Here is a 13,388-nt window from a genome sequence, read left to right as displayed (position 1 = left end):
CACACGAATGAATAGACTTCCAGAATAGAGAAAAGTTACGAGGCGATAGAATAGTCTTTTCACCTTTGCGAGGTTGAATGTCTTTTTCTATGAAAATAGCAAAAGCCGGCCTGCTGCCAGGCCGGCGGAAAAACAAGTCACAGTAGAGATCGCCTAGACGTCGATCATGTTCAGGTACTGCAGCATGCGCTTGATCATGACGACAGCCTCCGCTCTCGTCGCCTTGCCGGCCGGAACGAATTGATCCGCCGTCTGGCCGTTCAGCACGCCGATGTAGACCGCCTTGGCCGCGTAGCTCTTGGCCCAGCTGCCGATCTTGCCGCGATCCTTGAACTTCTCGAGGTAGTTCTGCTCCTGCTGAGGCGGGATGATCTTCATCTCCGCCGCTTCGACGGCGCGGATGATCATCGCGGCCATCTCCTGGCGGGAAACCGGATCATTCGGCCGGAACTGGCCGCTTGCGCCCTCGACGATGCCGGCGGCGGAGGCGGCGCCGATATAGGCGGCAGCCGCGCCGAGCCCGCTCGTATCGCGGGAGGCCGAGGAGGCGGCGGCCGTATTGCCCTTCAGGCCGAGCGCGCGCGAGACGAATTCGGCGAACTCCGCGCGGGTGATCGTCTTTTTCGGCTCGAACGAGCTGTTCGTGCGCGGACGCACGATCGCCTTGGCGGCCAGCGTCGAGATGTCGTTGTTGGCCCAGTGGCCGGCAATGTCGCTCAGCACCGCGCTGCCCCTGGCGATTACGAAGACGCCGCCGTCCCGGTGCTTCAGCACGACAGCCGAGCCGCTGCCCGCGCTCTGCGTCTTGGTCGGGACATAGCTCATCAGGCTCGTCTCCGGATCGTAGAAGACGCCTGCGGCCTGCGCCGCCGGAATGACGGACGCGGAGCGGAGCGTCGTCGTCATCATCCGCTTGAGGCCGCTGTAGGCGACCTTGGTCGTGCTGCTGCCGCTGACGAGCGACAGGTCGATGCTGATCGGCCCGGCCAGCAGGCTGGCGCTGGCGCGGCTCATCGCGAACTGCAGCGTGCCGGCCAGCGAGCTTGCGCTCGTATCGAGCGAGAGCAGCAGATAGCCGGTCGTGCCGCCCGCATTGAGCAGCTTGGCGGTTTTTTCATAATCGATCGCCTGCAAAGGAAGCTCCACGGTCAGCGTATCGAATTGGATCTCGAAGGAAGCGTTGCTGGCGCTCATCATCTGCTGCAGAGTGGCCAGCGGGAGAGCGACCAGCCCTGCCTTGTTCGTATCCGGCACCTGGAAGCTCACCTTGGACTGGCCGGCGGCGCGCGCGGCCTGGTAAGCGGCCGCCAGCCGCTCGTTGAGCACCGTATAGCGGGTCGCGACGCGGCCGGCCGGGGAGACGTCCGGGCTGGTCGAAACGTCCAGCTCCGTCAGCTGGCCCAGAGCCTTGCTGCCCGTGCCGCCTCCGGCGCCGCTGCCGGAGCCGTCGCTTGCGCCGAGGTTGGCGATCGCGACGGAGGAGAGCGCCGCCGCCGCATCGCCGCCCGCCAGGCGCAGCGGATTGTAGGTCGGCGGGCTGTACGTCAGCGTCAGCGTCTGTCCCGGCGCGACCGAGCTGCCCAGCAGCAGCGTGACGACGGAGCCGGAGACGCTTACGCTGGACACCGGGATGAGCGTGCCGCCGGCGCGGAACGAAAACTGGGACGGCCCCGGCACGGCGGCCGGATCCAGCGGCATGCTGTACAGCAGCGTCACGGCCGCGCCGGAGGCGCTGCCCGACAGGAACACCGGATAAGTGCCGCTGACGCCCGCCTCGCGGTTGCTGAAGCTTTCGGCCGGATTGCCCGCCAGATCGGCGAGCGGAGGCACGCCCTGGACGTAGCTCACCTTGACCGACGTGCCGGCCGTCAGCGAGCTCGCCAGCGTCAGGATAAGCTTGTTGCCTTCCACGGAGACGCCGCTGATGCTCATCGAGCTCGTGCCGCTCAGGACGGCGAACTGGCTGCGCAGCGGCAGCAGCGATCCGTTCAGTCCTTCGTTGTACGTCAAGGTGACCTTGCTGCCTGCTGCGGCCACGCCGGTGAGCACCGGCCGGCTCGTATCGAGCAGGTTCTGGATATAGGCGCCGCTGAATGCCGCCAGCAGGTTGCCCGACTGGTCCATGACCGGATTCGTGCCAGGCGCATAGTTGATGTAGGCGCCGCCCTCGCCGCCTGCCGCCGAGGCCAGCTTGAACGTCAGCACGTTGCCGTTAACGGCCGGCTCGCTGAGCGAATGGTAGCGATCGTTGACATAAAGGGCGAACTGCGAAGCCCAGTCCGCCTTCGCGGCGCCGAGCGCGTCGCTGAACGTCAGCCGCAGCTGGCTCCCCGCCACGCTGCCTCCGGTCAGCTTGGGCTGAGCCGCCGAAGCATCGTAGGTCGCCTGGCGGCCGGAGAATCCGGCCGCTCGAGCTCCGCCAAGGCCGCGGATTGCCCGCATGCTGCCAGGATCGGTCGGAGCGGTATAAGCGACGGTCACCTTCTGCCCGTTCAGAATGCCGCTGCGCAGCTCGAGCACGACCGTATTGCCCGAAACGCTCGCCTGGCTGATCTCACGCGCCGCGGAAGCATCGTTGACCGTCACGTAGAAGCTCGCGGGATAAGGCACCGCTGACGAATCGAGCTCATTGTCGTAGGTAAGGCGAATCTTGGACGGGCTTAGCATCTCGACCTTGCTGAGCGCGGGCGCCGCTGTCGTGGCGCGCAGCGTCTTGAATCGCCATTGGTACTCGTTGAGGATGCCGCCGAAGCCGTTGCCGGCTGCATCGCGGATGCTGTTCACGCCGATCTCCATGTAGTATTCCCCGCCGCCGGGCAGCGGCGCGTCCGGACGGATGACGACCGTATCCGGCCGATCGGCCGTCACTTGAGCTTTGACCGTGTACGTATCGGACGAGCCGGCTTTATGGATCAGAATCTGGTAGCCGTCGCTCAACCGCACCGGTTCCGTGAACACCGCCTCGAACGCGGCAATCGTCGAGACCGAGTCGCTGCCGCTCGCCGGACGCAGCGTCAGGACGGACGGCGGCGTCCAGTCGCGGGTCGCCGTGAAGCTCCATGCCGAGCTCCCTGCCAGGCCGGCATAAGCCGTGCCCGCCGCGTCGCGGATCGCCTGCGTGCCGATCTCGACATAGTAGCGCGCTCCTTCCTGGAAGGAGATGCGCGGATCGATCGCGATGCGGCTGCTGCCGAAGCCCGCGACCTGCTCGGACGTGACCGGGATCGTCGCGACGATCGCCGAGTCCTGGGCGCTGCGGAGGACGAAGCTGCCCGTGCCCGGGTAGACCGCGCGGTCGAAGCTCATCGCCAGCTTGCTGTCCCCCGCGGCGATCGTCTCGCCGTTGCCGGGAGACAGGCCGGTCAGCGACGGCCCCTTGCTGTCGCTGACCGCGCGGGTCGTGAACGTCCACGCCGCCGCGTCGCGGATGCCGGCGAACAGCAGGTCGCCGCTGCGGAATGCGGCGGCATCGACCAGCACATAATAAGCGGTGCTGCCGGCGAGGCCGTTATGCGGGAGGATCGCGCTCCTCCCGTCATCGGCGTATCTCAGCTGATCCGCCGTCCAGCTTTGGACCGTGCTGTTGTCGGATACCTTCTTGAGCTCGATGCGCTTAGGCGCGGCGGAGCTGCTGTTCGGGCTGACCGGCTTGTCGAAGACGAGCTTCAGCTCCGTCCGGACGTCCACGCCTTGGGTGCCATTTGTCGGATTCATCCCCGTCACCCCGATCGGCGAAGCCGCCGTCCGGAAGCTCCAGCCGATCGATCCGGAGCGGTTGCCCGAGCCGTCCTGGAACAGGCCAGCCGGAGCGCTCACCGTATATGACTGGCTCGGCAGCAAGCCGTTTGGCGGCGCGATCGACAGAACGTTCGTCCCCCCGCCGCTGACCAGCGTCGAGGTGATGCCGATCGGCACGCTGTCTCCGGTCGAGGCGTTCGTCAGTTGCAGGAAGCCCGCAGCCGGGAACACCGCTTCGTTGAACGTAATGCGCAGCGCCGAAAAGACCGACGCGTCCCCTTGGCCGGAGCCCGGGCTATAGTCCGTCGCAACAGGCGCGGAGGTATCCGGCTCGGCTGCAGTGAAATTCCACTCCGTCGCGCTCGAGATGCCGGCGAAAGCGCCGCTGCCGGACTGGCTGACGAAGCTGCCGCTGTCGATCAGCACATAATAGGACTGCCTCGCCTCGAACGGACGCTCCGGCTGGATCGTCACGAGGGACGAGTTGGACGGATCGACCGTCACCCGGCTGTCCGAGACGGCGTAGCGCCCCCATTCGGAGTTGTCCGCAACCTTGCGGATCGAGATGACGGCCGCCCCGTTGCCTTTCAAGACCGGCTCGTCGAAATAGAGCGAAAGCCTGGCGTTCGCCGGCGCCGCCGCAGCGTCGTCGGCCGGATATTTGCCTGCTGCGACCGGCCCCCCTTGGGCCGCGTACGCGGTGCCTGCCGTCAATCCGGCTGCAGGCAAAGCCGTGTGCGCCAGTACAAGCAGAGCGACGATTCCTTTCAACCACAATCGTTTTCCCACGACCATTTTCCACTCCCCGATTGAACATTCGTAGTTACTTTGTCGGTCGCTGCGCAGGGAATGTTTAGGAAAAATGGAGAAAGCGATAGCATCTGAACGCAAAAAAGCCCCTGCTCCATGAAATGGAGACAGAGGCTCTGCTTGCAATCTTGCTTAGACCAGCGCTTCCTGCTTGAGCAGGGAAGCCTTGTCCACGCGCTCCCACGGAAGATCGATGTCCGTACGGCCGAAGTGGCCGTAGGCAGCGGTCTTGCCGTAGATCGGACGACGCAGGTCCAGCATCTTGATGATGCCGGCCGGGCGCAGGTCGAAGTTGGCGCGGATGAGCTCCACGAGCTTCTCCTCGGCCACTTTGCCCGTACCGTAGGTGTCGACGTTGATCGAAACCGGGTTGGCTACGCCGATCGCGTAAGCCAGCTGGATCTCGCACTTGTCGGCCAGGCCAGCGGCAACGATGTTCTTGGCCACATAGCGGGCTGCGTAAGCGGCGGAACGGTCGACCTTCGTCGGATCCTTGCCGGAGAATGCGCCGCCGCCATGACGAGCGTAGCCGCCGTAGGTGTCGACGATGATTTTGCGGCCGGTCAAGCCGGCATCGCCTTGAGGACCGCCGATGACGAAACGGCCCGTCGGATTGATGAAGTATTTCGTCTCTGCGTCAAGCCATTCAGCCGGCACGGCCGGAGCGATGACATGCTCGCGGATATCCTTTTGAATCTGCTCCAACGTCGCCTTCTCGTCATGCTGCGTGGAGACGACGATCGTATCGACGCGGACCGGCTTGCCGTTCTCGTCGTATTCGATCGTGACTTGCGTCTTGCCGTCCGGACGGAGGTAGTCGAGGGTGCCGTTCTTGCGCACTTCCGCCAGACGGCGGGCGATGCGGTGCGACAGCGCGATCGGCAGCGGCATCAGCTCCGGCGTCTCGTTCGTCGCGAAGCCGAACATGAGGCCTTGGTCGCCGGCGCCGATGTCTTCGTTTTCCTGATGGACGTCTTTGCCCTCACGCGTCTCGATCGCGGCGTTGACGCCTTGAGCGATGTCGGCCGACTGCTCGTTGAGCGAGGTCAGCACGGCGCAGGTCGTAGAGTCGAAGCCGTACTTGGCGCGGGTATAGCCGATTTCCTTGATCGTGCGGCGCGCGATCGCGGAGATGTCGACATAGTCCGCGCGGCTGCTGATCTCGCCGATGACGAGTACGAGACCGGTCGCTACGGATACCTCGCAAGCTACGCGGGCATGGGGATCCACTTCAAGGAAAGCGTCGAGAACTGCGTCAGAAATCTGGTCGCATATTTTATCGGGATGGCCTTCCGTTACGGATTCCGAAGTAAACAGGTGTCTTCCTTTAAGGGACAAGCTGATCGACCTCCTAGAACCATGGAATGAGAAAAGGATGATGTCTTAACAAAAAATCAACCTTTTCCCATTGGAAAAGGTCGGGTAGACAACTCTTCTAGGACACTATGATAGCCCAACTGTCGGATCGTGTCAATGGACGGAATCCCTTGCCGGATCCTGGTTCTAAGGACTCGAGCGGCAAGTGCGGCAAGGCGGGTTCAGCTGTGAACAGATCGTGAACTCGCCTTGCCTCTCACCGAAATTCCCGCTTACAGGCCAAGCATCGACTGCTCGGCTTTGGCGACCAGACGTTTCGTAATTTCGCCGCCGACCGAGCCGGCTTGGCGAGTCGCCAGCGACGACCAGTGGATCGAGCCAGGAGCGGATGCCGGTCCGGATGCGCCGAGCTCGCCAGCAAATTCCGTATCCGCAGAGCCAGGAGCCGGTGCGGAGTACAAGCCCAGCTCGCCGGCGATTTCATATTTCATCTGATTGAGCATTTCCTTGCATGCAGGGACGACGACGCGGTTTGTCTTTGCCATTGCACCAAGCACCTCCAAAGGATTGGGATAGATAAGGATGTGCTAGTAGCTTGCCGCCGCGCCGCGTCCGCTACGCGTATAACCTGTTGCCACTTCGGGAAAAATATCCCCGCTTACTTCTCGATCGTCTTGATCTCATAAGCCCCGCGCACCATGACGGTCAGGCCGACTTTCATGCCGTCCGCCGAGCCTACGCCCCTCCCGCCCCGAGGAAACAGGATCAGATGGTTTTGCGGCACGCTCGAGCCGGACTTGATGTCGATGCCCGCCGTGACGTCGGCGATGCCGTTGCTGTCCGGGCTATAGGCAACCGCCTTGCCGCCCCGCACGACGACCTCCGTACCGTCGGCAGCGATCAGCGTTTTGCCCAGCGGCACGTTGATGACCTTGACGCCGCCTTCGTCGGAGCTTCCTCCGCCTGCGCCCGGCGTCGCCGTCGGAGCCGAGGACGGCGCCTGCGACGGTGACGGCGACGGCGTGCTGGTCGGAGCTGTCGCTCCTCCCTTAAGCGCTTCGGCGATCTTTTGATCGACATAGCTCTTGGTGACGACCGGATCGTCCGCCGTGCCCGGCACAGTGCCGACCGAGGCGGAGGTGCTCGAAGAGGCGGCAAAGGCCTCTCCGTTCCACGTCTTGAGAATGGCTTGCCACTGGGTACCGACTCCAATCGCTGCGGCCAATGCGAGCGCTGCTGTTGCCTGTGTTCTTCTTTTCAATGTAATCTCCTCCTAAACCAGACTCCGCCAATATCCCGACTCTACTAAAAGGCTGTCGAATTGTCTATGAGCCCGATGGAATCAAGCAGAAAAGCCGCGCGCTCAGGCACGGCTTTTTCGGCTTCGCTCAAATCATTAATTGTTGATCAAGAACCAGTTCATTTCCTGGGAAGCAATCAGAATCGACGATCCCTGGAAAACATCATAAATATTAAGCTTGAATTTGCTATTGGTGCGGACTTTGTTTTGAATCTCCGGATCATTGAACAATATTTTGAGAGGAATGTCCGTACCCTCTTTCAGTACTTCGTCTTGGGACCCTTCCAAAGCCGCAGCAAGGTCAAACGTTTTGGAATAAGTGAGCTGATTGGTGTCCTGATTGACAAATTCGACTTTGATTTTATGCGTTCCGGCGATGGCCTCATAAGTTGCATCTCGTCCGAGCGAGTAGACGGTCTCCAGTTTAAGTCCGGCGACGTTGTACATATCTTTGACATCATAGAAAGCACTCGTCTTAGCCAGCGACAATCCGAAGCCGCCAACTTTCAGTTCTTTTACTTGATCCGCCACACTCTCGTTCGTCTGTCCGAGCTGGAACGAAACCGGCTTGACCAGAAGCGGAGAGGTGACCGAGCCTGCGTTCGTGCCCGTTCCCGAACCTCCATTCTCCCCTGCAGGTGGAGCGGCGGGCTCCGTACCGATCGCCTGTCCGATGACAAGCTTGTAATCGCTAGCGTCAAAGGCGCGCGGAAGGGCAGACCATGCGGAGACGAGTGCCTTGCCTCCCGAACTAATCCGCTCTTTGACTTCGGCGTACTGGACCGGTACGATCAAGCCGTTTTTATCGACCAGGTACCCGCCCAGCTTGGCGATCGCGGTTGCTCGCGGTTCCTGATTGATTCCCTCGAACTCCGCATAGAAGGTTTGAGTGCCTACGCCTTTATAAACGGCATTGCGTTTAAGCTTGATCGTCGCTTTTTGCCCGCTTCCAGAGATGACGTAGTCCGTGAGATTGCCGATAACCGGGATCTCCGACAGTTGCTGTCCCGTAAATTGATACAGCATCTTGCCTGGCTTGTCCGCGGCTGATTCCGTAGCGACAAAGGCGATTTGACTGATGGACGTACTGTACGGAATATCTGCGGCCACGACAGCCTCGTAGCTGGATCCGGGAGCGAGTACAAGCGTAGAATCCAGACCGATCGCTTTCTGCTCGGTTCCGATCTTGACGCCGTTGACCATAAAGTAGCCTCCGAGGGCTGGAATCTGCTTCGCAACCTTGCTGTTGTTCGTAATGGCGATGCCAGCGACCAGCTTGTCCTGCTCGACTCCGGAAGTTCGAGTCACGGTTTTCAATTGGATGCTGTAATCCTTATAGCTGAACGCAGTTCCCAGTCCGCCTTCCAAGGAGGCGGCTTCGACGGCATAGGAGGCAATGACATACGACTTTTCTTTATCCGTCGCCAACGATTTCATGACCAGCTCGGCGCCAGTCAGACTTGCTTCCGCAGGCAGCGTCCCCGTCAGCGCCAACGACTTGCCGATCCCTGGCAGCAGGCTCGCGTTTTCTTCTTTGGCATAAGTCAAAGCATAGCTCTTGCCGTTGCCAGTCACAAGATAGAAATCGAAGGCCCCCGCTGCGACTGCAGTCGATCCCGTGTTGGTGAGCGAAAACTCAAGCGACACGGACTGTCCCTCGGCATCTTGGCTGATGATGGCGTTTCCGGCTTTCGTCGTGACCGGCTGTCCCTCTAAATAGATGCTCCGAGGCTGACCCGCAGTCGAAGCGGACTGCACTTTCAACGCCGGCAATTGAAAGACGCCTGTCGGGAGCTTGAGCTTTGTCGCCTCGTCATTGAAGGAAGGAACGAGAGTCAGCGGCTTTGCGACGACAGCTAAAGGAAGCGTCGAACGAAGCGTAATGATTTTCCTCTCTCTCGGCTGGATCGTCATCGTTTCCAGGCTGGGAGATGAAACGTTATAGACCGAAAGGCTTTCCGTCTGAATGTTGAACGTCAGCTTGGATAAGTCAATCACTTGTTGTCCTACATTCTCAAGCAAGTAATTGACGGTGACATAGCCATTGTCCTTGTCTTTGGATATGTAGGCTTGCTTGACCGCTCCTTTGAGCTTGCCGCTGCCGTATAGCATGACGCCTGGCTGAAAGGCTGCGATCCTGTCGGTGCCTTGGGAAGGATATGAAATCGTGCCCAGTCTTTTTTCATAGTTGGAGGAAGAGAAATCCCACTTGATGATGTCAAAGGATAGATCCGTAAGCTTGGTCGCTGAATCGACGACCGCATAATAAGTCATATATTGCGTACTGTTGGCAGGAACGGATGTCTTCTCCTTGTCTCCTTCAACGACCGTAGCCTTGAAAGACTTGCCTGACTTGGATTTTACACGAATCCAGTAATCCAGCAGATCCATAGATTTCGAGCTTTTATTCGTGATCACGACCGTATAGGCTAACACTTTACCCTTGTCCTGCATGAGGAAATGGGCGTCCCTTATGCTCAGCGAGCCTCCCGTCAAGCCAACTGCTTGTCCCGACAGCGTAACGCTCTTCGCTGCATAGGCTACTTGCATTCCGCTTTCCGCTATCGTACCGCCCAGCAGCAAGCCTGCTGCAGTCAATGCGGTCAATCCGCTTTTCATCCAGTTATGCTTCACGTCGTCATACCCTCCTGAATCCATATAGCATTTAGACGCAGAGAGAGTCTCCTTTGTTTCTGTTATTTACCGCTTGCTCCAACTTTTGTGCAACAAAAAAAGAGCAAGCAGGGAATCCTGCTTGCTCTTTGGGGATGAGGCCTTAGATTAGCCGATTTCAACCGTGATCGTACCGGACACGTTGTTGCTCGTCGTGTACGTGATAACAGCCGTTCCTTTTTTACCAGCGACTGGGGACAGGTTGCCAGCTTGATCAACCGTTACCAGCGAAGGCGTCGAGGAGGAGAAGTATCCGATTGGGCTGATCGCGATGCCATATTGGTCTTTAACCGTAGCCGTGATTTTGTTGCCGTTTTGCTTCAGCGTTACTTCTTTAGCCACTGGAGCATCTTCGGAAACAGTCACTTCTTGCGTTGCTACAGCTGTGTTGCCCACATATGCAGTAACCGTCGATTTACCCGCTTTTTGACCTGTAAGTGCAAAGTCAGACTCAACTTTCAGCACAGTAGGCTCGGAGCTGGTTACGAAGTCAGCAGAAGCTTTAGCCAGTGCGACTGCTTCGCCGGAAGCCGTTTTACCCGACAGTTTGATCGTCTTGGAGTAAGCTCCAGCCGTCTTAGCTGCAAATGCTGCACCGATCGAATCGATCGAGAAGGATTTGACGTCAGCGGAATCAACAACCGTTACCGTGAAGGTGTATACTTCAGCGGATCCAGAAGAGATCGTCACTTTTGCCGAACCGGATTTGCCGTTAGCGGCTTTCAGTTCGCCTGTTGCTTTGTTGTAGCTCAGCAGGTTCGCTTCGGATTGTTCGGAGAGGACAACATCATAGGCTGCTTCTGCAGCTGTTGCCGTCTTCGTACGTCCATAGTTATCAACCAGTACGATGTTATCGCCTTTCAGCGTAACCGTAGCATTGTCTTCCAGCGTCGTTACGACATCTTTAATGCCGTTTACGCCTACGACATTAGAAGCTTTTTGAACCGTCACGCCAAGCGTAGAAGGTACGGAGGTAGCGACTTTGCCACGAGCAACCAGGTAGGAGTAGCCATCTTTCGTGAACTTCAGGACGAGCTCGCCCTTAGCGTTCACCTTAGGGTATCCTTCAGCAATGTTTGCACCGGAGATGTCGATTTGGTCCGTGCTCAGAGCCGTACCTTTAACTTCTTGACCGAAGATATCGGTAGCTACGAACGGGAAGACCACTTCTTCACCGGCTACGACCAGCGAGCTTGGTGCACCCAGTTGAATATCTTTCACAACCGAGTTGCCTGCAACGGTGATAACGATGGACTTAGCAAGACCGGCGCTCGGGTTGCTAACCGTCAGCGTCGTGGAGCCGGCAGCTTTAGCTGTGAATTTCAGAACGCCTTTGCTGTCCACGGTAATTTTCTCAACAACACGGTTGTCGCTGTTGTAGAAGATCAGACCGTCTTTTTCTTTCCAGCTCGTGTACGTATCAGCTGCAACGCCGGCTTTAAAGTCGATATCGCCAGCCGTGAGCGTCAGCGCTTGACCGCTTGCATCTTTCAGAGTCAGCGGAACGATAAGACCCGTTTCGCCAGCGGAGATACGAGCTTTGCCAGCCAGCGGCTGAACTTCGCCCAGTTCCAGGACAGTGGCCGTCGAGCCCGTTACGACCGGAATGGTTTTGTTCGTGCTAAGACCCGTAGCTGGGACAAATGCCGTCACGAGGACTTTATCGCCAGAAGCAGCTCCAGCCGTCTTAAGGTTGACCTTGCCGCCTGTAACCGTAAGAGCAGCATTCGTCTTCGTCGTGTTTACAGCCGTGATGTAAGTGCTAGTCGTAGCCGTTACATCCTCTTTGAACTGGTTGTAGACTTTAACGCCGAGATCGACATTGTCAGCCAGTTGAAGAGCAGGGGACGTTACTTCGATCGAGGAAGTTACGCTTGCAGCAACTTTAACCGCGAACGGAGCGTCCGTGCCTTTTACCGTCAGCGTGTAGTCGCCTACCGGCAGATATACAGCGGACAGAACAACGGATTTGTTGTCGTCAGCGTATTTAGCCGTCACAGGGAACGTGGACAGGTTGGATTTCAGCGTGTAGCCGCCATCCAGATACGTTTTTTCCGTAGCCGTCAGCACGCGGTTGAATTTAACCGTGATTGCTTTGGCGCCGGATTGAGCCGCTTCCGTTGCTTTAACTGCTTGAAGCGTCACTTTCACATCGTAGGATTTGCCGTTGTAGGAAACGGAAACCGTCGTTTCTTTGCCAACTTCCAGTGGAGTCGTCAGCGTTTGCTTCACGACTTGGTTGTCGGAGAAAGTAACCTCGATGTTCGTAGCGTCGACAGCAACAGCGGACTTGACGGATACAGCTGCATCCGAAAGGTCGTAGATTGCTTCAACGACTTGACCGCGAGTAGCGGCTACTTTGTAAGAAGCGGCGGAATCGATCAGGCCGGCTTCGATAGCAGCTGCTACGTAGCCTTTTGCCCAAGCGCTTACCGCGCCGGAAACAGCTGCGTCCGCTTTAGGCGTCAGGCCTGCTGCGATAACGAGCGTTTTGGCTACTTGCTCAACCGTCAGGGACTGGGAAGGTCCGAACAGGTTGTTGCCAAGGCCGTTCAGGTAGCCAGCTTTCGTGCCAGCGCCGATGAAGCCTTTCGCCCAGTGAGTTGCTGCTACGTCCTTGTAGTTGGCTGCAGCGGCGTCTTCCGTCAGGCCGTTGAGCAGAACGAGGACTTTGGAGAACTCAGCGCGCGTGATGTTCTTCGTCAGGCCGGCCGTTCCGTCCGGATAGCCCGTCAGGATGCCCGCTTGCTTCAGAGCGTCGAATTTCTGTTGTGGGGACAGTTCAGCCGCGAAAGCGGAGCTTGCGAATACGGAAGTTACGAGTGCGCCAGTAACGACCAGGGATAAACTTTTCTTCATAACCTTTTTGTCTCCTCCTCTAACTTGCTTAAGTATGTGAGAGTGTTTGGTAGAACTATGAGTGCTCTTTGTACTCATCTGTTGTGTCACCCCCTTCCCAGAGTGTGGGAGCAGTATAATATAGAAAAATGTCTGCTTCATGCTGTAGACACGTGTGAAAACATGTCGCAGAAACTCGTAAAATCAAGTAGAAAATAATGGAAGCCTGTCAAACCACTAAACCATTATACAATGGGCTAGTAGAGGCAGTAAAGAGGGAGATGAGAATATGTTCCATTTCCATCGGAGTTACCGGAGCAAAAGGAATTGATGTTCCGGACCGGCTTCCCTGCCATCTTTGGATTCCGTTCTGTGCGACTCCATGTACTTAAACGCAGGGCGTTTCGAAAAGTTGCGAGCCGTCGGAACTTTTTTTCTTTTTCCTGCCTGTTGTTTTGCTATGTATTGCCTTGATGCGTACTTCTTGGCTGCATTCCTAGTATAACTTGGTTAACCTGGCTCCGTCGACTCGAAACTTTTTCCATCCCTCGGAATCTGTCGAAGATTGGCCTCATACTTCTTACCATCTAGTTTAGCCTGAAAATATCCTTTGACTTCTTTGAATTAGCCCCTTTTACATCTGTCGGTAACGAAATCATTTAAATTTAGATTCTTAAATAACGCCATGTGCGTTGAGCGCTTACATGAATTA

At 57.9% G+C, this 13,388-nt stretch carries 6 protein-coding genes; all 6 read right to left on the bottom strand.

Going from position 1 to position 13,388, the window contains the following annotated elements; all coding sequences use genetic code 11:
• Window positions 1–153 precede the first annotated feature (153 nt).
• Window positions 154–4,527, bottom strand: coding sequence for an Ig-like domain-containing protein (locus tag H582_RS0113890; RefSeq protein ID WP_164820127.1), 4,374 nt, complete (start codon window positions 4,525–4,527; stop codon window positions 154–156).
• 153 nt (window positions 4,528–4,680) lie between these two features.
• Entirely contained in the window at window positions 4,681–5,886 is a 1,206-nt protein-coding gene (gene metK, locus H582_RS0113885) for a methionine adenosyltransferase (protein ID WP_028598995.1), read from the bottom strand.
• 251 nt (window positions 5,887–6,137) lie between these two features.
• A complete protein-coding gene (locus H582_RS0113880; RefSeq protein WP_028598994.1) occupies window positions 6,138–6,410 on the bottom strand; it encodes an alpha/beta-type small acid-soluble spore protein in 273 nt (90 codons plus the stop codon).
• Window positions 6,411–6,523: 113 nt separating this feature from the next.
• Window positions 6,524–7,126 carry a hypothetical protein gene (locus tag H582_RS0113875; protein ID WP_127464412.1) on the bottom strand — a complete coding sequence of 201 codons (603 nt, stop codon included), beginning with the start codon at window positions 7,124–7,126 and terminating at the stop codon, window positions 6,524–6,526.
• Between the two features lie 135 nt (window positions 7,127–7,261).
• On the bottom strand, window positions 7,262–9,799 hold the full coding sequence (locus H582_RS0113870) for a hypothetical protein (protein ID WP_127464413.1): 2,538 nt from the start codon (window positions 9,797–9,799) through the stop codon (window positions 7,262–7,264).
• A 147-nt stretch (window positions 9,800–9,946) separates the two neighbouring features.
• Window positions 9,947–12,697 (bottom strand): S-layer homology domain-containing protein, encoded by a 2,751-nt coding sequence (locus tag H582_RS0113865; RefSeq protein WP_028598991.1) that lies wholly within the window; start codon window positions 12,695–12,697, stop codon window positions 9,947–9,949.
• Between the last annotated feature and the right edge of the window lie 691 nt (window positions 12,698–13,388).

This window comes from Paenibacillus pasadenensis DSM 19293 (genome assembly GCF_000422485.1).
Lineage (GTDB): Bacteria > Bacillota > Bacilli > Paenibacillales > Paenibacillaceae > Paenibacillus_O > Paenibacillus_O pasadenensis.
Note: the sequence above shows the minus strand (reverse complement) of the source record. Positions and strands in the feature narration are given on the sequence as shown.